At 32.0% G+C, this 21,643-nt stretch carries 20 protein-coding genes; 3 read left to right on the forward strand and 17 right to left on the reverse strand.

All coding sequences use genetic code 11. The features are described from left to right. The first annotated feature begins 259 nt into the window (after positions 1–259). Entirely contained in the window at positions 260–1,282 is a 1,023-nt protein-coding gene (locus tag ACRC03_RS11415) for an aldose epimerase family protein (protein ID WP_438652692.1), read from the forward strand. Between the two features lie 86 nt (positions 1,283–1,368). Here ACRC03_RS11415 and ACRC03_RS11420 read toward each other — a convergent pair whose 3' ends face one another. Continuing rightward, the gene (locus ACRC03_RS11420) at positions 1,369–1,944 is read right to left on the reverse strand and encodes a TetR/AcrR family transcriptional regulator (RefSeq protein WP_438652693.1); all 576 of its coding nucleotides are present in this window, start codon (positions 1,942–1,944) and stop codon (positions 1,369–1,371) included. A 138-nt stretch (positions 1,945–2,082) separates the two neighbouring features. Here ACRC03_RS11420 and ACRC03_RS11425 point away from each other — a divergent pair, with 138 nt between their 5' ends. Both ACRC03_RS11425 and ACRC03_RS11430 read left to right on the forward strand, forming a co-directional pair. Further along, positions 2,083–2,214 (forward strand): hypothetical protein, encoded by a 132-nt coding sequence (locus ACRC03_RS11425; RefSeq protein ID WP_438652694.1) that lies wholly within the window; start codon positions 2,083–2,085, stop codon positions 2,212–2,214. Positions 2,215–2,252: 38 nt separating this feature from the next. Continuing rightward, positions 2,253–2,987, forward strand: a complete 735-nt coding sequence (locus ACRC03_RS11430; protein ID WP_438652695.1) for a flavodoxin family protein — start codon at positions 2,253–2,255, stop codon at positions 2,985–2,987. Positions 2,988–3,116: 129 nt separating this feature from the next. Here the strand turns inward: ACRC03_RS11430 and gcvH are convergent, their stop codons facing one another. The 16 genes from gcvH to ACRC03_RS11510 form a co-directional block, all read right to left on the reverse strand. Next, entirely contained in the window at positions 3,117–3,488 is a 372-nt protein-coding gene (gene gcvH / locus ACRC03_RS11435) for a glycine cleavage system protein GcvH (RefSeq protein WP_438652696.1), read from the reverse strand. Between the two features lie 181 nt (positions 3,489–3,669). After that, complete coding sequence (gene acsB / locus ACRC03_RS11440; RefSeq protein WP_438652697.1) at positions 3,670–5,796, reverse strand: acetyl-CoA decarbonylase/synthase complex subunit alpha/beta; 2,127 nt, start codon at positions 5,794–5,796, stop codon at positions 3,670–3,672. 47 nt (positions 5,797–5,843) lie between these two features. Beyond that, positions 5,844–6,650, reverse strand: a complete 807-nt coding sequence (gene acsE, locus ACRC03_RS11445; RefSeq protein ID WP_438652698.1) for a carbon monoxide dehydrogenase/acetyl-CoA synthase methytransferase subunit — start codon at positions 6,648–6,650, stop codon at positions 5,844–5,846. Between the two features lie 24 nt (positions 6,651–6,674). Continuing rightward, positions 6,675–8,039: an acetyl-CoA decarbonylase/synthase complex subunit gamma gene (gene acsC, locus ACRC03_RS11450; protein WP_438652699.1), complete on the reverse strand. Its 1,365-nt coding sequence runs from the start codon at positions 8,037–8,039 to the stop codon at positions 6,675–6,677. A 29-nt stretch (positions 8,040–8,068) separates the two neighbouring features. Further along, the gene (gene acsD, locus ACRC03_RS11455; protein ID WP_438652700.1) at positions 8,069–9,013 is read right to left on the reverse strand and encodes an acetyl-CoA decarbonylase/synthase complex subunit delta; all 945 of its coding nucleotides are present in this window, start codon (positions 9,011–9,013) and stop codon (positions 8,069–8,071) included. Positions 9,014–9,035: 22 nt separating this feature from the next. Next, positions 9,036–9,803 carry a nucleotide-binding protein gene (locus ACRC03_RS11460; protein WP_438652701.1) on the reverse strand — a complete coding sequence of 256 codons (768 nt, stop codon included), beginning with the start codon at positions 9,801–9,803 and terminating at the stop codon, positions 9,036–9,038. A 60-nt stretch (positions 9,804–9,863) separates the two neighbouring features. Next, positions 9,864–11,258 carry a dihydrolipoyl dehydrogenase gene (lpdA, locus tag ACRC03_RS11465; RefSeq protein WP_438652702.1) on the reverse strand — a complete coding sequence of 465 codons (1,395 nt, stop codon included), beginning with the start codon at positions 11,256–11,258 and terminating at the stop codon, positions 9,864–9,866. Positions 11,259–11,285: 27 nt separating this feature from the next. Beyond that, a complete protein-coding gene (locus ACRC03_RS11470; RefSeq protein WP_438652703.1) occupies positions 11,286–12,167 on the reverse strand; it encodes a methylenetetrahydrofolate reductase in 882 nt (293 codons plus the stop codon). A 34-nt stretch (positions 12,168–12,201) separates the two neighbouring features. Further along, on the reverse strand, positions 12,202–12,879 hold the full coding sequence (locus ACRC03_RS11475) for a methylenetetrahydrofolate reductase C-terminal domain-containing protein (protein ID WP_438652704.1): 678 nt from the start codon (positions 12,877–12,879) through the stop codon (positions 12,202–12,204). A 25-nt stretch (positions 12,880–12,904) separates the two neighbouring features. Continuing rightward, positions 12,905–13,780 (reverse strand): bifunctional 5,10-methylenetetrahydrofolate dehydrogenase/5,10-methenyltetrahydrofolate cyclohydrolase, encoded by an 876-nt coding sequence (locus tag ACRC03_RS11480; protein ID WP_438652705.1) that lies wholly within the window; start codon positions 13,778–13,780, stop codon positions 12,905–12,907. Positions 13,781–13,895: 115 nt separating this feature from the next. Then, complete coding sequence (locus tag ACRC03_RS11485; protein ID WP_438652706.1) at positions 13,896–14,549, reverse strand: cyclodeaminase/cyclohydrolase family protein; 654 nt, start codon at positions 14,547–14,549, stop codon at positions 13,896–13,898. 91 nt (positions 14,550–14,640) lie between these two features. Beyond that, positions 14,641–16,320: a formate--tetrahydrofolate ligase gene (locus ACRC03_RS11490; protein ID WP_438652707.1), complete on the reverse strand. Its 1,680-nt coding sequence runs from the start codon at positions 16,318–16,320 to the stop codon at positions 14,641–14,643. 125 nt (positions 16,321–16,445) lie between these two features. Next, positions 16,446–17,225 carry a nucleotide-binding protein gene (locus ACRC03_RS11495; protein WP_438652708.1) on the reverse strand — a complete coding sequence of 260 codons (780 nt, stop codon included), beginning with the start codon at positions 17,223–17,225 and terminating at the stop codon, positions 16,446–16,448. A gap of 165 nt (positions 17,226–17,390) precedes the next feature. Continuing rightward, positions 17,391–19,310: an anaerobic carbon-monoxide dehydrogenase catalytic subunit gene (gene cooS, locus ACRC03_RS11500; RefSeq protein WP_438652709.1), complete on the reverse strand. Its 1,920-nt coding sequence runs from the start codon at positions 19,308–19,310 to the stop codon at positions 17,391–17,393. 181 nt (positions 19,311–19,491) lie between these two features. Then, positions 19,492–20,409, reverse strand: coding sequence for a bifunctional enoyl-CoA hydratase/phosphate acetyltransferase (locus tag ACRC03_RS11505; protein WP_438652710.1), 918 nt, complete (start codon positions 20,407–20,409; stop codon positions 19,492–19,494). A gap of 86 nt (positions 20,410–20,495) precedes the next feature. Continuing rightward, positions 20,496–21,641: a tetratricopeptide repeat protein gene (locus ACRC03_RS11510; protein ID WP_438652711.1), complete on the reverse strand. Its 1,146-nt coding sequence runs from the start codon at positions 21,639–21,641 to the stop codon at positions 20,496–20,498. Positions 21,642–21,643 lie beyond the last annotated feature (2 nt).

Here is a 21,643-nt window from a genome sequence, read left to right on the forward strand (position 1 = left end):
TTACCAAGAAAAATATTAGGCTACAATACGCCTGAGAAACTATTTGAAGAACAATTAGATTCTATATATGCAGCCTAATATTTAGATTATTTTTCATATTTTAAAAAATAGTTCAATTTGATATTGCAATTAAGCAATATATTTATTTTATGTATTTTATAAATATGCTATTTTTTATATAATATTATTGTTGTAGAAAGCGTTACAATTTATAGTTAACATATTATACAATCTATCATTTCAGAGGGGGATTAAATTTATGAAAAGTTTTTTTGGTACAACTAAAGATAACAAAGAGGTTTTTTGTTATACATTATACGATAATGACAACTATATGAATATATTAAATTACGGAGCAACTATTCAGTCTTTAGTTATAAAAAACAATAGAGATGAATTAGTAGATGTTGTTTTAGGTTTTGATAATATAGAACAATATGAAGAAAAAGAAAATAGAACCTATATGGGTGCCGTTTGCGGTAGATATGCAAATAGAATAGCTAATGGCAGGTTTTATATCAATGGAGATGAATATAATTTAACTAAAAACAACAATGGAAACTGCCTACATTCAGGTTATTCAGGTTTTGATACTGCTATTTTTGAAGTTGAAGATTTTAAAGAAGATTCTGTAACACTTTCTTTATTATCACCTGATAGTGAAGGAGGTTTTCCAGGAGATTTTTCTTTAAAAGTAAAATATACATTCAAAAATAATTCATTACTAGTTGAATATTTCGCTACCACTACAAAGGACTGCCCTACTAATCTAACAAATCATTCTTATTTTAACCTTTTAGGTAAAGGTACTATTTTATCTCATAAGCTAAAGATTGATAGTGATTATTATATGAATGTTGATGATAATGGTTTAGCTAACGGTAATATATCAAACTCTAACAACTCACCATTTGACTTTACTAATTTTAAAGAAGTACAAATAGGGGTCAAATACGCTAAAAAAATACAACCTAGTGTAGCAGGAATTGACCATCATTTTTATGTAAATATAACTCCAGATGATTACAAATATTTTGCAACTTTATGCGCTCCAGATGATTCCTTACATATGGACGTATACACAAATCAATGTGGAGGTCAAATTTATTCAGGCAACTATATACCTGATTTACAAGCTAAAAACGGCATAATTACAAAACATAGTGGACTTTGTATAGAAACCCAATCAGTTCCTAATGCTATGTCTTTTAGCTATTTACCTTCACCAATTTTAAAGTCTGAACAAGATTATTATCATAAAACAGGATTTATTTTCTATTAGATTATTTATACTATAAACATATATCCAGCTAAACTCAAAATTTTAAAATTATTAACTATGTATAGATTAAGTCTATTCAAGTAAATTTATAAAAATAAATTTACTTGAATAGACTCTTTTGTTTGAGCAGTTATTATATCTGCTAATTCATCAGGTGGTATATTCTTATCATTTTTAATCCATTCAGTTAATATACTTATGGAGTTTGATACTCTCATTTCAATAAAATAGTTAATATGATTACTAATAATTTTATTTTTATTTATTGAAGATGCTTCTATAAAATACTGTACTTCTCTATTCAGAGAGTTTTTTATTATATTTTCACGATTAGCTTTAATAAGCAATTCTATTACTTCTGAATTATTATACCAATACTTAAGAAATGGTTTTAAAAAAGACTTATCATCAATATCATTTATTTTATAATAATCAATACAATATTGACGAAATTCATTAAATTTTTCATCACATTTCATTTTCAAAACAGCATCTATAGTATTAAAATTCCTATAAAATGTAGTTCTTCCAAGGTTGGCTTTATTGACTATATCGGTGACAGTTATTTTTGAGTAATCTTTATATTCCATTAATTCTTTTAATGCTTCATATATCCATATACTAGATTGAATAGAGCGTTTATCTCTTTTTTTCTGATACATATTTATACCTCCTGTACCACAAGCCTATATATTATTGAGAATTCTTGTTTAAAATTATATAATATATTTAAGTTTGAAACAACTGTAACGAAAAACTTTTGAAATGGGGGTATCTCATGAAAATAATATCAATAGTAATTGTATCCTCTAATAAAAGAATTAGATAAAAAAGGAGAAATCACACCAAAAGGATATTCTAAAACCCTTGAAATAATGATAGGTACATTTATAGGTGTATTTTCTATAGCATTAATATTAAGTATTAGATAAAGATTTAAATATTATATTTTAAAATATAAGGAGTATATATGAAAAAAATATTATTAATAAATACGAGTAATCGAAAAAAAACTACCTATAATCTTTTATTATCGATAGAGAAAATACTAAAGAATAAAGGCTTTAAAACAGAAATTATTAATTTACACGATTACAAAATACAATTTTGCAAAGGCTGCGAAGTATGTGTTTTAAAAGGAAATTGCTTTATAAAAGATGATTCTAGTCTGATAATGAAAAAAATAGTTGAGAGTGATGGTTTGGTTATAGGAACACCTGTATATCTAAATAATATGAGTGGTATACTAAAAGCTTTTATTGATAGAACTTGTAGTTGGTTTCATAGAAGCGAGGTTTATCAAAAACCAACATTACTACTTGCAAATACACAAGGCTCTGGCATAAAGAGTACATTAAATTCTATAGAGGAAGTAATGATACAATGGGGAGTATGTTTAGGTGGTACTGTATCTAGAAATGGTAGAAATTTTAATAGACCTATTGAAGAAAAGGAAGTAACAAAGTTTATAGATTTAATAAACTCTAATGGTAAATCATACTCACCTAGCTTTAAGGAAGTATACACATATAATATACAGAGAACTTTAGCTACTAATGTTTTTCCAGTAGATAAAGATTACTGGGAAAATAAAGGATGGATTGATAATACGTATTTCCCTGGATCAAAACTAAGCTTTGTAAAAAAAATATATGGAAATAGTATTTATAAAATATTATGCAAAGTTATAAAACCTATAAAATAATACAGTAATATTATCTATAAAAATATTTATATCAGTTTAATTTGAAAATTAATATAATATCCTTAAGCTTAAAAAAGAGTATAATAAATTTGCGTGCACTCAAATTTATTATACTCTTTATATTTTAGATTATAAGCCAGCTTCGTAGCCTTCAGCGCTTAATAATCCTTCTATTTCACTAGCATCAGAAACCTTAACTTTAACTATCCATGCATCATATGCATCTTCGTTTATATATTCAGGCTCATCATCTAATTTTTCATTTATTTCAACAACTTCTCCAGATATTGGAGCTATTAAATCAGAAGCAACTTTAGAAGATTCTACTACACCAAATTCTTCTCCTACAGTTAATTCATCTTCAACTTCTGGCATTTCAACAAATAACACTTCTCCTAATTGATCTTGAGCAAAATCAGTAATTCCTATGTAAGCAAATTCCCCTTCAACCTTAACCCAAGTATGTTTAGCTGAATATTTTAAACTTGGTATAACTTTCATCTTTTTTCTCTCCTTCTCAATAGAACTTAATATAATCGCTTCGCGCAAGACTTAAAATATAAGTCGCACTGACATTGCAGCTTTGATCGACCTGTCGGCGACATGAGCCTACGGCGAGTTTTGCCTGCTTGGAGGAATACTTATATTTCAAGTCCAAGCAGGTAATATATTGACTACTTTATTACATTACACAATCCATAGATAATGCTGGATGACCCTTTTCTTCTAAGAATGCTAATACTCCTTCAGAGTCACTAGCTATAGTTTCATCACAAATCATATCTGTGAAGTTTTCTATTCCACATAATGATTGAACTGTAGCATTTAATTTATCTGCAACATATTCTTTTAATTCTTTTGGCATCCAAACTATTCTTTCTGGTCCACCTTCTGCATAAGCAAATTTCTTAGAAGATATGAAATGTCTACCATGACCCATGAATCCTGGAGTTTGAACCCCTCCACCTGTCATAGAAGCAAGCTCTCCGAATGTCATACCAACTGGAGTTATTCCTGAGAATTCTCTGTTTACTATAACAAATCCATTAGCTTCTGGCATTATACCACAGATACATTCGAAGCATCCACAAGAAGTCATAGGATCTTCTAATATAGAGTATAATGTAACATTTTCAACAGCACCTTGAGAGATTTCTGCTACAGTTTTGTTTACAGCTTCCCATACACCTGTTCTTTCATCTAAACATTCACCTTTAACTATTGGTTGACATGGTCCAGTTGGATCTAATTCTTTAGTAGCTTTACCATCTAACCAGCTAACTGCTCCACAAAGTCCAAGTCTTTCAGGAGTAACAACACAAACGTGAGCTGGTGCGAAAGATTGACAAAGGTTACAAGAATAGAATTCTTCAACACTTTCATCTACAAGAGATGCTAATCTTTCATCTCTAGCTGTATATTTAGCTACTGCTTCACCTTTTAATTCAGCTACTTTAGCTTCATCAGTTATTATAGTAATCTCACACTTATCAACAACTGATTCAAACTCATCTAACATCTTAGCATATAAAACTTCTCCTATATGCTCTAATCTAAATCCTTTTTCATATGCATCTTTAGATATTCTTATCCAAGACATATCTCTTTGACCAACGTGCATTACACCTTCTATGTAGTTTAAGAAGTAGTGTAATCTTCTTTCAAGAACTGGTTCAAAGTCATCTTGCATTTGTTTACCAGCTATTTTAACTACTACTGCAAGTGGTAATCTTACAACACCATCTGTTTCAATTTGATCTATATTAGGACCAACAACTTCTATCTTATGGTCTTCAACTTCACTCATTTCTTTCTTAACAACTAATTCCCAAGCTTGAGTCTTATTTCCACCAAACTCAGCAAACATGTCGTTCTTTCTAATTCTTTCACCTTCAAATGCAGCTGCAAATGCTACTGGTATAGGAATTTCAGTAACTTTTATTTTTATTCCTCTAGCTTCTAAAGAAGTAGCTACAAACTTATCGTAATCTTTTTGAGTTAATAAGTTCATTGGAACTTCTAAAACTGTTTGGTCAGTTACAACTGGGAATCCTAAAGCTATTGCTCCAGCTCCACAAGCTACTATTAATTCACTTAATGGTCCAAATGCATTAACAAATGCAGGAACTCTCTTAGCAGTGTAGTCTAATAATCCAGCAAGATCACCAGGAGTTAATCCTCCGAATATTAATGCTGCTCTTACTGCAACAGACACTACGTGTATAACTGAAGTTACATCATATCCTAATGGTATAACTCTTAGTTCAAGACCCATTTTTACTCCAGCTTCTGTAGCTTGATCTATAACTTTACCAACTAAGAAAGTTAATAAACCTTTAGATTGATAATCTTTTATAACTTTAGCTGCTGTTTCAGCATCTGGGCATTCTCCAAGTACAACTGCAACCCCTGGAATATCTCCTGTAACTAGAGGTACACCAAGTGATCTGATTATAGGGTCACTTATATGACCTGCACATGGCTCACTATATGGAGCTTCCATAGTAGAGTATTTTATTGCTTCTATAATTTCAGCTGAAAGTGCTGTTGCAAGACCTGCATTTAGAGCATGCTCTAATAAATGTGTTTTATTTACTAAACTTTCAACTATTTCTAAACCTGCTTCTAAATCTGCTAATGTATTCATTTTCTTTCCTGTTGCTGCGTATACACATGGTAATGAGTATGCAGTATCAGGGAATGCTACCTTATGTTCTCTTCCATTAGTTTCTATTGCTTTACTTAATAGACCTTTAGCTGCGTCTAAAGCTTCTTGTGAACCTGTAAAGATTATATTATATAAATTCACTCTATTTCCCCCTTTTAGCATATAGCTATATTTATATATTTATTAAACTAGAATGCGAAAGCACCCTCATTTAATTCTAAGTAAGAGTCTGCATATAAAGATGCATTGTTGATTATGTCACAAGATTTTATAGTTTTCATTAACTCTTCATCACATGGGTTTATTATAGCTGAGCTAAATCCATTTGCCATAGCCATAGCTAACCATGCATTATCAAGTATAGGTCTTACATGTTTAGGACATCCATTTGATATGTTAGATAATCCACCTGTAGTTAATAATCCCATTTCTGTCATCATTCTTATAGCTTCTAATACTTCCACTTGCTTGTCTTGCATTCCTTTTATAACTAAGCATAATGGGTCAAATAACATGTCTTCTGGCTCTAATCCTGCCATTAAACCTCTTTCTAACATTTCTTGACAATAAGCCATACGCTCATCATTGTCACTAGGTATACCTTCTTTAGCACATAAAGCTATAACTCTAGATTCATATTCTCCAGCTAAATCTATTAAATCTATTCTTCCACCTGCATCTGCAGAGTTTATTATTGGTTTTGCATGAGTTCTATTATAAACTTTTAGACCAGCTTCTATAGCTTTTCTATTAGCAGTGTCTAATGCTATAGGAACATTATTAAATTCTTTTTGAATTAATTGAACTCCCCAAGTCATTAATTCTTCTCCGTCTCTCTCAGCAGGCCCTATATTAAAATCTATATAGTGTGCTCCAGCTTCTAATTGTTCTTTAGCTCTTTTTAATATTGGTGCTGGATCTCTTTCTGCTAATGCTTTTCTTATAGCAGGTGATATACAATGTATTCTTTCACCTATAATCATGAATTTTTCCATCTAAATTAATCCCCCTTTAATTTATTATGCGTTTGCTAAAGCTTGGTCTTGCTTTTCTTTGTAAGCTTTTAAGAACTTAGGTAATTCCATAGATTCTTCTGGTCCTATGATTACATTCCATCCTGGTAAGCTATCTTCTATATCCCCTTTAAGAACTGCAACTTTACCTGGTATTATTAAATCTCTATTCTTAGTTGTATTTTCAACTCCACTTTCTTTTATGAAGTTAGCTATTATGCTTCCAGAGAATTTACCTGCAGACCATGCAGTTAATACTGAGTATCCACCTGCATCTGGTATTGCTAAGTGTACTGGTACTTTAGATCTTTCTACATCTCCAGATACTATAAAGTAAGTTAATGCAAAGTCAACAGTAACTATTACTGGTGAATTTTCGTCTGGGTTATTTATTGGGTATATCTTAGGCTCAACTCTCATTGGTTTTTGAGGATCAGTGAATATATTTTGTCTTAATGCGAATAATGGTAATGCTTTTGCATAGTCTATATCATCGATTACTATTATAGAACCATACTTAACAGTGAATACTGCTGACAAAGCAACTTCCATATTTGGGTTTTCATTTGATAACTTGTTAGCAAATACTATTGATGGGTATCCAAATGTTCTATCTTCTTCTTTTAATGCTATTCTTCTAACTTGAACTGCATTAGCAAATGTATCTTTTATAGTTTCTCCAGTTACATCTAATACTAATTCTTTATATCCTTCACCTTGTATAGCTGCAACTGTAGTATATAATTCTTCTAAGCTAGATGCTTTAACAGCTAATGGTAAGTTATCACCTTTAACTACATCTATCATAGCTTTGTAATTATCTTTAGTAGCACCATATACTAATGGCTTTTTATCTTTTAGTATTTCAACAGCTTCTTTAGCTACAGCTGCATCTTCACAAGCTATTATGTAAGCTACATTTAATCCACTATCTTTAACTTTATTTACAACTCTTAAGAATCCATCTTTATTTTCAAAGTATTCTATTAAAGCCATTTCAGCTTTCATTTCTTCGCCTATTCTTACGTAATCAACAGCCTTCATGTTAGCTATTTTTGCATCTACTTGCTCATCGCTCATGCACTCACAGAATGCTACAGCAAATCTATTTTTATTTACTAGAGTCTTTTCATGTCTGAATAATACAGTTTCTGATCCTAAATCATAATCCCCAACTTTTAAACCTTTCATTAAAGGTGCAGTTGCATCAGATAATTTTGTTAATGCTTCATCTGACATATGAGGACATTTTCCTATTTCTACTCCACCTGATGCAACCTTCATACAGAAAGCCATACAAGTTGGAAATCCACAATCCTTACAGTTTTTCTTTGGTGTTAATTTAAATATATCTAAAGCTTTTAATGCCATTATATTTTCCCCCTAACCTTACAATTTAATTAAGCTAACGCACTAACTAATTCTTTTACAGTTTCTATTGATTTTGGATGACGAAGTATAACTGCATTTGATCCACCAACTAAAGCACTTACTGCAGTAGATATTTCCATGTTTATACCTCTTTGTTCCATGCATCCCCATGCTGGCTCATCATCAACACTTGCTATAGACTCTTTAACATTCCATGTTTCAAAAGAAACTGGAGTTATTATCGGCATTTGTAATGTTTTATCATTTTGACCGAATCCTGCAAGTCTAATTCTATCCATTGTAGATGCAACATATTCATATCCATAACCAACAGCTGAACATCCTATGTTCATAACTATATTTTCAGACTTAACTCCTAATTGATTTAATAATACGTTTAATTGCTTAGCTAGGTTGATATCAACAGAAGATTCAGCTGCTACTTTGTGGCTATAAGCCATAGTTGTTGCTGCTCCAACTGCTTTGTAGTTATCTTCTGTAGCTGCTAAGAATAAACAGTTATTACCATCTACTGCTTGAGCAACTTTTTCAAATAATTTTCCGTCTTTTTCATAGTTTCCACATCCAGCTACAACTACTGGTAATTTAACTGCTTCAACAACATTTTTAACTACTTCAGCACATTCTTCTGGAGATTTATCTAATCCATTTGGATCTGCACTTTCAACCTTTAAACAGATGAAATCTGCACCAGAGTTTGCTTCAACATACTCCGCCCATTTAACTGGACAATCAGCAACATCTTTATACATTTCTTTAAATGCATCAGTCCATGCCTCTGGGTAAACATCACTTATTTCTACCCCTACTTTTTGAGTATTTCCAGCTTCACCATCGAAGCTATAGAAAGGAAGTATACTTTCCCCACCTATTTTTATTGCTTTTTCTCCTGTTCCTATTTCTACTTCTGATATCTTACCAGAAAATTTTTGAACAGACATTTTGAACGCCATAGTTTTTTCCCCCTTAAGCCTATTATAGTTCTAATTTTGTCATTATCTCACTTATTGCCATTTTTGATTTTGAATCCTCAGGTAATTTTACTAGTGGTATACCTGAAGAGTCATATTCATATATCATTTCATCCATAGGCACTACACCTATAAGATTCAGATTATGCTTATTTATTTCTTCTTTTATACCTTCATTTAATATTCCATTAGGAACTTTATTCACTATTAAATAAATGTTACCTACATTTAATTTTAGTTCTATTGCTAAATCTCTTATTCTAGCTACTGCTTGGACACTACGTCTTGAACAGTCGCTTACTAATAATAATGTATCCACATGTTTAGTTGTTTTTCTACTTAAATGCTCCATACCTGCTTCATTGTCTATAACTAAATATTCATATGCATCTGAAAGTTTATCAGTTTGTTCTCTCAGTATACCATTAACATAACAGTAACATCCTTCACCTTCAGATCTACCCATTACTATTAAATCATATCCCTCACCTTCAGATAAACATGTGTTTAATCTATATTGTAAGTATTGAGCTTTAGTCATACCTCCAGGAAAAGCATTCCCTAACTTTTCTCTTTGGTTTACTTCTTCTCTAATTGATCCTATAGTTGCATCTATATCTATGCCTAATACTTCATTTATGTTAGCATTGGCATCAGCATCTACAACCAATACTGGACCTTTTTTATTCTTTGTTAAATTATTAATTAAAAGCCCTGTAAGACTTGTCTTACCAGTTCCACCTTTACCTGCAACAGCTATATTATATCCCATATTAAGATTTCCCCCTTTGTTTAGTCAAAACAGAGCTTTTAAATATAACTCTGTTTAATCTTATGCTTTTACTAATTTTGGTGCTGCATGACAGCATTCACCATGAACATCATGAAGAGCTTCCATTAAACCTTCAGATAAACTTGGATGAGCATGTATTATATCCCCTACTTGCTCTACTGTTAATCCTAGTCCTACTGCTAATGATAACTCTGTTAATAAATCTGTAGCATGAGGTCCTACTATTGAAGCCCCTATTATCTTATCATCATGATCTGCCATTACTTTTACAAATCCTTGGATATGACCTATAGCTTGAGCTTTACCTAATGCTCTAAAATCAAATTGACCTACATGATATTCTACACCTTCTGCCTGAAGTTGCTTTTCAGTTTTCCCAACACCTGAAACTTCTGGCTCAGTATATACACATCTTGGTACTGCTGCATAGTTAACTTTTTTAGAAGCTCCCATTGCATTTTCAACTGCTACCATACCTTCTTTAGAAGCTACGTGTGCTAGCATTGCAGTATCAATTAAATCCCCTATTGCGTATATACCTTCTATATTTGTTTGAAGATATTCATCAACCTTTACTTTACCTCTTTCAGTCAACTCTATTCCTATTTCTTGAACTCCAGAGTTAGCAAGGTTTGGTTTTCTACCAACAGCAACTAGTGCCATTTCAGTAGTTATCTGCTTACCATTTGAAAGTGTAGCTACTGCTTTATTGTCAACTATTTCTAGTTTATCAACACCAACATCTGCCATTACTTTAATTTTATCCTTTTTAAACTGTCTCTGCAACTGTTTTGCTACATCTTTATCTTCAAAAGATAATACGTGTTCTCCTCTTTCAATTATAGTAACCTCAGTACCTATAGTTCTGAAGAATTGGCCTATTTCTGAGCCTATAACTCCTCCACCTATTATCAATAAAGATTCTGGTTGTTTTTCTAATCCAAGAACTTCATCACTAGTTATTATAACTTTTTTATCATAAGGGAATACTGGTGGTACCACAGGAACAGATCCATTTGCTAATATTATTTTATCAGCATTAACTATTTCAATAGTCCCATCTTCTTTAGTTACTTCTATAGTATTTTTGTCAACCAATTTTCCGAATCCATTAACTAGTTGAATTTCTCTCTTATCAAATAAGAATTCTATACCAGCTATTAGTTGGTCAACTATTTTATCTTTTCTAGCCATTATAGCTGAAAAATCAGAAGCTATATTGCCATCTATTTTTATTCCAAAGCTTTCTGCTTCTCTTATGCCTGCTAGCATAGCAGAAGATGCAAGTAATGCTTTAGTTGGTATACATCCTACGTTTAGGCAAGTACCTCCAACTCTATGTTTTTCTATAACTGTTACTTCCGCTCCAAGCATAGCAGCTTTTATAGCCGCAATATACCCGCCTGGGCCTCCCCCGATAACCGCTATCTTCATTTAGTTTTCCCCCATATTTCTATAATCTTATAATCCAGCCGCGTCTAATATAGCAGGAACATTTTCTTCTGCTCCTATTGCCATTATGTGAACACCATCACATAAATCTTCATCAATTAATTGTCTTATAAATTCTCCAGCCATTTTTATACCTTCTGCTTCAAAGTTTCCTTTTCCAGCAGCTTTTAATCTTTCTATTTGCTCATCTGGAACGAATATTCCTGGAACGTTTGCAGTCATAAACTTAGCCATTCCTGGAGATTTTAATGGAACTATTCCAGCTAAAACCTTACAGTCCATATCCTTAGTCGCAGCTCTAAACTCTCTCATTGTTTCTATATCATAAACAGCTTGAGTTTGGAAGAATTTAGCTCCAGCGTTTATTTTCTTTTGCATTTTTAGTATTTGTACTTCTAATGGAGCGTATTTTGGAGTAACTGATGCCCCTAAGAAAAATTCTGGTGATCCCTTTAATTCATTACCAACTAAGTCAGTACCTTTGCATAAAGTTTCAGCAGTTTGAAGTATCCCAACACAATCTAAATCAAATACACCTTTAGCTTGTGGATGATCTCCAACAATAGTATGGTCACCAGTTAATGCTAATAGGTTGTTTATTCCAAATAAACCAGCAGATAACATTTCACCTTGTATTGCTATTCTATTTCTATCTCTTCCAGTCATTTGTAAAACTGGCTCTAATCCAACATCTTTTAATAACTTACAAGTAGCAAGTGAAGTTGTTCTCATTACAGCTGATTGCATATCAGTTACATTAGCTGCATGAACTCTTCCTACTAATGGTTTAGCACATTCCATTAAGTGAGAAAGATCGCATCCCTTTGGAGGTGCCATTTCAGTTGTTACTGCAAACTTTCCACTTTCAAGCGTTTCTCTTAATAAGCTCATGTAAAAAATCCCCCTTTTAAACTTTTAAAAGCTCTTATACTTCAACAGAAGCTTCTTCTAATTTTTTAACATTTAAGTGTCTTGGATTATTTTGTTTAGAATAATCCTTCATAGGTCTCATAGCTACCATATTATCTAATTGGTCTATGTCTTTTAGTCTTTCATATATCATTACCCATGCACAGTCATTTTCTTCACTTGCTTCACACTTTCCATTTTTCTTAGCTCCACCACATGCACCGTTTATTAATCCTTTAGCACACATAGTTATTGGACATATTCCACCAGTCCATCCAAGCTCACATTCTCCACAAGCCTTACAAGACTCTTCGAATTCTCCAACTCTCTTTGTTTCCCCTATAAACATAGTGTTGTTTGCTGGGTATACTGGTAATTTACCTACATTTTTAACTATAGTTTGTGTTCCATCCCCGCAAGCTAAAGATAAAAGAGCATCTGCATTTTTTATTTCTTCTTTTAAAGTTTTTAAGTCTTTTTTAGATTTTAAAAGGTTACATGCTGGATCTAACATTACATAACCTAAAACATTTTTACCTTCTGCTTCTAAAGCTTCTTTCATTTTTACAACTTCTTCTTCTCCACCACTTTTACAAGTAGCTGCACATTGACTACAGCCAACTAAAACAACTTTCTCAGATTTCTTTAAGAAATCTAAGACTTCTTGCATTGGTTTATTTTGAGAAATTATCATCCCTTTACCCCCCTAAAAAGTTATTTTATTTGTTGTTTTGTAACTTACAAGCTTTAACCACATGTTTAGCAAGTATAGATGTAGTTACAGAACCTACTCCTGCAGGAACTGGAGTTATCATAGATACTTTATCTAATACAGCATCAGTATCAACATCACCACAAATTCCGCCACCTTCTGGCTTAGCGTTTATACCAACATCTATTACTACTGCACCTTCTTTTATGTATTCTGGTGTAACCATTCTTGCTCTACCAACTGCAGCTATTAATACATCCGCCTTCGAAGTAACTTCTGCTAAATTTGCAGTTCTTGAATGGCATATATTAACTGTAGCATTTTCCCCTAATAAAAGCATTGAAACTGGTTTTCCAACTACCATAGATCTACCTAAAACAGCTACGTTAGCTCCATTTAATTTAACTCCATAGTGTTTTAATATTTCTACTACTGCTGTAGGAGTACATGGTGGGAATCCAGTTGTATCACCTTCCATAACCTTAGCAGTATTTAATGGACTGAAACAGTCTACATCTTTTTCTGGTGCTATTACTTGTTTTATAACTTCTTCATCTATTCCTTCTGGTAATGGTCTGAATGTTAATATACCATTTACTTTAGGATCATTGTTTAATTGTTGTAAAGTTTCAATATATTGTTCTTGAGTTGTTCCTTCTGGCAATTCAGTAACTTCTGTTTCTATACCTATAGCTTGGCATTTTGAAAGAGCTCCCTTTTCGTAAGCTAAATCATTTGCTTTAGCTCCAACTCTTAATATAGCTAATTTAGGATGTATTCCTTCCTTAACTAGTTCGTTAACTTCTTGAATTAAGTTTTCACTAATTTGATCAGCTACTGGCTTACCTTTGATTATTTGCCCCTTGATAGTTGTTACTTCCATAATTTCAATCCCCCCTATATTTTTTTCTTTTATATAGCATATACTTTATGAATAGTATTTATTTTCTTCGTTATTTGTTTTATTGTATTTTAGCTTTTACCTTTAAAAAATTATTTTAGTGTGCTGCGGCTACTGTTTCTTTTTCTAATGCTTTTACAACCTTAGCATATACTTCATCACAGATATTTACGCCTTCTTCCACTAAATTTTCTACTTCTGTTCTTACTTTATTAACATATTCTTGATCTTTTATTGAATTTATATTTATTACTACGTTTAATTGACCGCTAAGTATAGCAGCTCTTAAACATTGAACTCCAACCCCTACATCACTTATAGCAAGTTTTGAGCCTTTATCTACTAAATCTTCATGTAATTTTATTGCATCAAAACATACTCTTACTATATCTATTGGAACTTGACAAGCTGTTTTTAATGCTTCTTCCATTGTTTCTCCTTTTGCTTTTTTTTCTTCCTCAGTTCCTTGTGGAAGACCATAAGCTTTTGAAAGTGGTAAGAAGTTTTCAGCGTCATCATCTATCATTTTTAATAAGTTTTTTTCTATTTCACTAGCTTGAGCTAATATTGCTTTTACGCTTTCTTCATACTCCGCGTATTTTTTCTTTCCTATTGTTAGATTACATACCATACTACCTAGAGCCATTCCTATTGCTCCAACTAATGCTGCAGCTCCACCCCCGCCTGGTACTGCTTCTTTAGAAGCTAATACTTCTACAAATCCTACACAAGTTTTTTCTGATATATTCATCTTTTTCCCCCTTAAATACTGTAAAGGCTTTCCGTTTTATATACGATAGTATGTAGTAAATCTACATACCACCGTATACATTATTTATTTTCTAGAATAATCCAGCGATTACTCCATTTTCATCAACATCTATTCTTTCAGCTGCTGGAACTTTTGGAAGTCCTGGCATCTTCATTATTTCTCCTGTAAGTGCAACTATAAATCCTGCACCAGCAGAAACATTTAACTGTCTTACAGTTATTCTAAATCCTGTTGGTCTTCCTAATTTAGTTTGATCATCAGTTAAAGAATATTGAGTTTTAGCCATACATATTGGTAAATTTCCAAATCCTAATCTTTCTAGATTTTCCATTTCTTTTTTAGCTGCTGGAGTAAAGTTTACTCCATCTGCTCCATATATCTTAGTAGCTATAGCAGTTATTTTTTCTTCTATAGTAGTATCAGATTCATAACAGAATTGGAAGTTATTTTCTTCTTCTTCTATTAATCTTAATACCTCTGTAGCTAAAGCTTTTCCACCTTCTCCACCTTTTGCCCATACTTCAGATATAGCTACATTAACACCTAATTCTTTACACTTAGTTGTTACTAAGTCAAGCTCAGCTTGAGTATCAAGTGGGAATTGATTTATTGCAACAACTGCAGGTAATTTAAATACTTGAGTTATATTTTCAACATGCTTTAATAGGTTTGGAAGTCCTGCTTCTAAAGCTTGTAAATTTTCTTGGTTTAAGTCAGTTTTTGCAACTCCACCATTGTATTTTAATGCTCTTACTGTAGCAACTATTATAACTGCAGATGGTTTTAAGTTAGCCATTCTACATTTTATATCTAGGAACTTTTCAGCACCAAGGTCAGCACCAAATCCACCTTCAGTTACTACATAATCAGCAAAGTGCATAGCCATTCTAGTAGCTATAACAGAGTTACATCCATGAGCTATATTAGCAAATGGTCCACCATGTACGAATGCAGGTGTTCCTTCTAATGTTTGAACTAAGTTTGGTTTTAAAGCATCTTTTAATAATGCAGCCATAGCCCCATTAGCTTTTAATTGCTCAGCAGTTACAGGTTCTCCATCAAAGTTATAAGCAACTACTATTCTTCCTAATCTTGCCTTTAAGTCTGTTATATCGCTTGCTAAACAGAATGCAGCCATTACTTCAGAAGCAACAGTTATATCGAAACCATCTTCTCTAGCTATTCCATCTCCTCTAGATCCTAAACCATCAACGATATTTCTTAATTGTCTATCGTTCATGTCTACGCATCTTCTCCAAGTGATTTTTCTGTTATCTATTCTTAATTCATTTCCTTGATGCATATGATTATCAAGTAAAGCTGCTAATAAATTGTTAGCTGCTCCTATAGCATGGAAGTCACCTGTAAAGTGTAAGTTTATATCTTCCATAGGTATAACTTGAGCATATCCTCCACCAGCTGCTCCACCTTTAACACCAAATACCGGTCCTAAAGAAGGCTCTCTTAAAGCAACTAATACATTTTTTCCTAATTTAGCTAAACCATCTGATACTCCTATAGTAGTAGTAGTTTTTCCTTCTCCTGCTGGAGTTGGATTTATAGCTGTAGTTAATATTAATTTAGCTTGTTTTCCACCATTGTCTCTTTTTAATAAATTGTAATCTACTTTTGCTTTATATTTTCCATAAAGCTCTATGTCATCTTCACCTAAGCCTAATTTCTTAGCTACTTCTCTAATATCTTGTGGTGTAGCTTCTTGAGCTATTTCAATATCTGATTTAAATCCCATAATCGAATATCCTCCCCATAAATTAAAATATTTATATTTGACACTATGTAATCTATTCTAAAATTCATATGTGCCTTAAAAGCTAACCTTCAATTCATAATTGACGATTAACATTTTATCTTTTGTTACAGGTTTTGCAATGACATTAACTTATCTTTTATTGATTTGATTTGTAATTTTGTTTCTTCACTTGTGTCATATGGAGATTGATTAGATCTATCAGAATTTATAACATCTTGGTTATAATATATAAATCCTAATGAGTCTCCATCTTCTAGATTGGAATTTATAAATTCTTCATCTTCTTTATTTCTAATTTTATTACCTACAACGTATACTTTTTTAACGCCTATATCATTTCCTAATTTTTTAACTTTTCTATAAGTTTGTAGACTTCTTTCTCCTGGCTCCACTACTACTATAAAAGCATCTACACCTTCAGCAGTACCCCTACCTAAGTGCTCTATTCCTGCTTCCATATCCATAACAACTACATCTTTATTTTGTAGTATTAAATGAGAGCAAAGTCTTTTTAGTAGTACGTGCTCTGGACATACACATCCAGATCCACCAGTGTCTACAGTTCCTAAAGTTAAAAGTCTTACACCATTGTATTCTTTACATAAATTTTCAGGTATATCGTCTACTTTAGGATTCATTTTGAACATTTTACCAAATGAACCAACTGATGCAGCTGTTCTGTCAGCCACAAAATTCTTCATTTCTGATATAGGTACTATTGAATCATAAACTTCTTTTGGAAATCCTAATGCTAACGCCAGGTTTGCATCTGGATCTGCATCTACAGCTACAACTCTATATCCATCTTCAGCAAACATTCTAGATAATATTGAAGAAAAAGTAGTCTTTCCTACTCCACCTTTACCTGTTATTGCTATTTTCATATTATACCACCTTTTTCTGTCACAAATTACCATATTCTTATTCTATACAACTTATATCGCATTTTCTTGCGATATAAGTCGTATATTTTAGTAGAATTAAAGTAAATTGTTATTTTTTAGTCCATTGATTTATATAAAGTACCTATCCTATAAAACTTATATTTATTAAGCTTCAGCTGGCACAGCCATTTTTTCTTCTACTAATTTTTCAAAGTGAACACGTTTCTTTTCTATATCAGCTATTATTGTAGCTGCTAATTCTTTTGGATTTTCATTTACTGTAAATGTAGCACCTACTTTATCTTGTAATCCTTCTGTTAAGATTTGAACAGCTTTATCTGATCCTGCTACAGGAGGCATTATTCCTAAATAAGTATCTACACCTGAAGCAACAACATAGCATCCTATAGCTATAGCTTTTTCAGACATCCACTCTGGAGCTATACCTACTGCTGGTATATCACACATATCCATATCTAAGTGGTTAGCACAAGCTGCTACTAATTCTAAGATACGGCTTATATCAACACAAGATCCCATATGAAGTACTGGTGGTATATCTACTAGTTCACAAACTGTAGCTAAACCTTTTCCTGCGTATTTTTTAGCTGCTGATTTTTCTAATAATCCAAACTTAGCTGCTGTTTGAGCTCCACATCCAGTAGTAACTACTATGATATCGTTTTTGATTAATTCTTTCATTATGTGTAAATGAGCTTCATTAGAAACACCTTTAGCATTGTTACATCCAACAATTGCAGCTGCTCCTCTTAATACCCCTGATTTTAAACAGTCTACTAATGGCTTCACTGTTCCTGCTGGATCTATATGAGAGTTAACAACTCTGTCTAATTGTGGTATTATAGCTTCTATACTATATCCTACTGTTGCGCTTGATTTTAATTCTGGAATAAGAACTTTTGATTTATCTCTGTTTTTGAAATTTAATACTGCTTCTCTTACTATTGATTTTGCATCAGCAAGAGCAGTTTCTTCACAGAATTCTATATAAGTAGACCCTGTTATTTTTGCTTTTGGAGAAGTTGTTACGAATTTAGTGTGATAGCAATCAGCAACTTTTGCTAATGCTGGGAATATACATTGAACATCAACTACAACAGCTTCTACAGCACCTGTTATAATTGCAAGTTCTTGTTGATGGAAGTCTCCTGCTATTCTTACACCATGTCTCATTGTAACCTCATTACCTGTACAACACATACCTGCTAAGTTTATTCCATCAGCTCCCATTTCTTTAGCTAATGCAACTAATTCTGGATCTTCAGAAGCAAGTACTATCATTTCAGATAATGTTGGCTCATGTCCATGTAATAATATGTTTACTTTATTTTCTTCTAATACACCTAAGTTAGCTTCTGTTTGTCTTACAGTTGGAGTACCAAATACTATATCACTTATTCTAGTACCTATCATAGATCCGCCCCAACCATCAGCCATACCAGTTCTTAGACACATATGAATTAAACTATCTATATCTCCAGTACATCCTATATGAGTAGAGTGCATTATAGTAGCTATTTCTCTATCTATTGCTCTTGGCTCTATTTTATAATCTTTCCATATTTGTTGTCTTGGAGCTGGAGCATTCTTTAAGAATTTTAATGTTCCATGAGGTTTACCAAATTCCATTAATGCTATATCAGCTACTTCATGAGCTATATCATAGATATCTCTACCTTCTGTTTCAACATCCCACTCTTGAGCTAAACCTATTAATTTCTTTTCATCTCTTATTTGGTAATTTCCATTTGCACTAGTTAATGCTAATGTGTGAGCTAAATCTCTAGCATGGTCAGAGTGAGCAGCAGTACCTGCAGCAACCATTCTTGCAAAGTTTCTACCTACTATAACATGTTGATCTGCACCACATAACCCTCTTGGAGTTTTAGGCGTGATTCTACAAGGTCCCATACCACATATTCTACAGCAATTACCTTGAAGACCAAATCCACATTGAGCTTTCATTTCTAACTTTCTGTCGTACATTGTTTCTACGCCATCTCTTTCAGCCTTGTCTAATAATACATGGCTGTTTAAGTCAATCGTTAACATTTTTTTATCCATATCCCAATCCCCTTTTCTTGATTTTTAATCCTAAGGTGAAAAAAATATATGTCAATTTTAAAGAAAACTAATTTATGTATTGCCTAATTTGATTATATACCAATTTATGGTAGATTTGTAAATTTTTAAATAATTTTTTAACAAAATTGTTTTATTAATTCATCTAATTTTTTTTTTATGATTAATTTATTTTTTTACTTTTAGCTATTACTGCTCCATAAGCTATGGAATATAACTTAGATTCATGGCTATCTGCTCTTGATACTAATACTATTGGTGCCTTAGCCCCCATTATTATTCCTGCTGACTTTGCATTTGCCATATAAGTAAAAGCTTTGCCTATACCATTCCCTACTTCTATGTTTGGAGCTAATAAAATATCAACATCCCCTGATATTTTACTCTTAAATCCTTTTATCTCACTTGCTTGTTTACTTACAGCAAGATCAAAAGCCAATGGTCCTTCTACAATTACATTTTCCCCAAAGTTTCCTTCTTCACAAGCTTTTTGTAGCTTATCTGCATCTACTGTTGCTTCCATTTTAGGGTTTACTTTCTCCTTAGCCGCTAAACACGCTACTTTTACAGTATCAATGCCTAAACTTTGTGCTGCTTGTATTGCATTTTTTAGGATTTTTTCTTTTTGTTCATATGTTGGAGAAATATTCATTCCACCATCTGTTAATATTAATAATTTGTGATAATTTTTTAGTTGATAAACCATTACATGGCTTAATAAGCTGTCTGTTCTAAGACCATACTCCTTGTCTAAAACTGCTTTTAATAAAATTGAAGTGTCTAGTATGCCCTTCATTACAAAATCAGCTTCTTGATTTGATACTAATTGAACTGCAATTTTAGCGCTTTCTTCTAAAGATGTAGCATCTATTATTTTTATTCCTTCTAGATTGAATTGAATTTCTCTTGATATAGATTCTATTTCCTCTTTTTCCCCTACTAAAATTGGTTTGATTATTCCTGCTTCCATAGCCCCTTTAACAGCTATTAAAACTTCCTTGTCATGGGCTGCTGCTACAGAAAGTATTGCTTGGCCTTGTTCATTGAATTCCTTTAACATGTCATCTAGATTTTTTATCAACTTAATGCCCCCCTTTTATATCTACTTAAATAATAGCATATTTATGCAAAAAAAACTCCTTTGTAGGAGTCTTTTTAGGTCTTTTTTTATTTTGTATATTTATTAAGTTCTTTTAAACACGATATTGTAATTTCATCTTCTGGATCTAGTTCATAAGCTCTTTCTATATAATAAATAGCATCATCTAACTCACCATTATTTAAATAAGCCATTCCTAAGTTGCATAATATTTCTGGATCTTCTTTAATTTTTGCTGCTGTTTCAAAATGTTCTATGGCTCTTTCCATATTAAAAGTAGCAGCTTCACATAATCCTATTTCTACAATTGCATCTACTTGATGTGGCTTTATTATTAATATTTTTTCGAAGTATTTCTTTGCTTCTTCTATTTCATTCATGTTTTTGTAAGCTAAACCTATCATAAATAATAAGTTCCACCAATCAGAATGATCTTCTTCTAAAGGTCTTAGTTTTTCAAGACCTTCTTCATTTCTTCCTTGAAATACTAAATTATATCCCTCTTCATATTGAATTTTAAAATCCATTTTCCCTATATTTTCTTGAATTTCTGCCCCTAAATCAGCATCTATTCCTAATTTTAAAGCTTCATTCCATATTGATCTAGATTTTATATATTGACCTTGATTATAATAATGATATCCTAAGTGATAATAAGCCAGGCTAAAATCTGGTTCTATCTCTGTTACCATCTCTAATTTTAATAGTGCTTCTAGTAAGAAGTTATTCATACCTTCGTTGTCCATATCTTTTTGATATTGCTTAGCTATTTCTTGACATACTATAGCATAATGATATAAACCGTCCACATCATTAGGATTCATAGTTATCATAGCTTTTAAGTATATTAACGAATCTGTATATTCGCCAATATCAAAGTATTTCCTAGACATATATCCCATATAAGCTTTTAAATCTACCTTTACTTTATCTTTAAAAGCATTTAAGAATTTTTTATATTCTTCGTTGTTCTTAAATTTACTGTCTATTCCCATTATAAATATCATTGCATCTGCAATAGACATTGCATTTATATTTTCTTGAGCCGTTTTTTCTTTTATACCTTTTACCAGTACATCATTTTTTATAGGTACATCTAGACCTACATTTGGTATATTATATCCTTCTATTTGGAATTCTCCATCATTTTTTATAGTTATGAAAGCTAATTCATCTGCTTTTTTTAATAAATGTTTTTCTATTTTAAACTTCATAC

Source organism: Romboutsia sp. (assembly GCF_051659545.1).
Classification (GTDB): Bacteria; Bacillota; Clostridia; order Peptostreptococcales; family Peptostreptococcaceae; genus JBOFOR01.

What these genes read in the sequence shown, in the direction of transcription:
- lpdA (WP_438652702.1), bottom strand. Translation starts at nt 11,258, where the DNA reads ATGAAGATAGCGGTTATCGGGGGAGGCCCAGGCGGGTATATTGCGGCT.
- ACRC03_RS11475 (WP_438652704.1), bottom strand. Translation starts at nt 12,879, where the DNA reads ATGATAATTTCTCAAAATAAACCAATGCAAGAAGTCTTAGATTTCTTA.
- ACRC03_RS11460 (WP_438652701.1), bottom strand. Translation starts at nt 9,803, where the DNA reads ATGGGATATAATATAGCTGTTGCAGGTAAAGGTGGAACTGGTAAGACA.
- ACRC03_RS11420 (WP_438652693.1), bottom strand. Translation starts at nt 1,944, where the DNA reads ATGTATCAGAAAAAAAGAGATAAACGCTCTATTCAATCTAGTATATGG.
- ACRC03_RS11480 (WP_438652705.1), bottom strand. Translation starts at nt 13,780, where the DNA reads ATGGAAGTAACAACTATCAAGGGGCAAATAATCAAAGGTAAGCCAGTA.
- gcvH (WP_438652696.1), bottom strand. Translation starts at nt 3,488, where the DNA reads ATGAAAGTTATACCAAGTTTAAAATATTCAGCTAAACATACTTGGGTT.
- acsD (WP_438652700.1), bottom strand. Translation starts at nt 9,013, where the DNA reads ATGGCGTTCAAAATGTCTGTTCAAAAATTTTCTGGTAAGATATCAGAA.
- ACRC03_RS11485 (WP_438652706.1), bottom strand. Translation starts at nt 14,549, where the DNA reads ATGAATATATCAGAAAAAACTTGTGTAGGATTTGTAGAAGTATTAGCT.
- ACRC03_RS11495 (WP_438652708.1), bottom strand. Translation starts at nt 17,225, where the DNA reads ATGAAAATAGCAATAACAGGTAAAGGTGGAGTAGGAAAGACTACTTTT.
- ACRC03_RS11470 (WP_438652703.1), bottom strand. Translation starts at nt 12,167, where the DNA reads ATGAGCTTATTAAGAGAAACGCTTGAAAGTGGAAAGTTTGCAGTAACA.
- acsC (WP_438652699.1), bottom strand. Translation starts at nt 8,039, where the DNA reads ATGGCATTAAAAGCTTTAGATATATTTAAATTAACACCAAAGAAAAAC.
- acsE (WP_438652698.1), bottom strand. Translation starts at nt 6,650, where the DNA reads ATGGAAAAATTCATGATTATAGGTGAAAGAATACATTGTATATCACCT.
- ACRC03_RS11490 (WP_438652707.1), bottom strand. Translation starts at nt 16,320, where the DNA reads ATGGGATTTAAATCAGATATTGAAATAGCTCAAGAAGCTACACCACAA.
- ACRC03_RS11430 (WP_438652695.1), top strand. Translation starts at nt 2,253, where the DNA reads ATGAAAAAAATATTATTAATAAATACGAGTAATCGAAAAAAAACTACC.
- ACRC03_RS11415 (WP_438652692.1), top strand. Translation starts at nt 260, where the DNA reads ATGAAAAGTTTTTTTGGTACAACTAAAGATAACAAAGAGGTTTTTTGT.
- cooS (WP_438652709.1), bottom strand. Translation starts at nt 19,310, where the DNA reads ATGGATAAAAAAATGTTAACGATTGACTTAAACAGCCATGTATTATTA.
- ACRC03_RS11510 (WP_438652711.1), bottom strand. Translation starts at nt 21,641, where the DNA reads ATGAAGTTTAAAATAGAAAAACATTTATTAAAAAAAGCAGATGAATTA.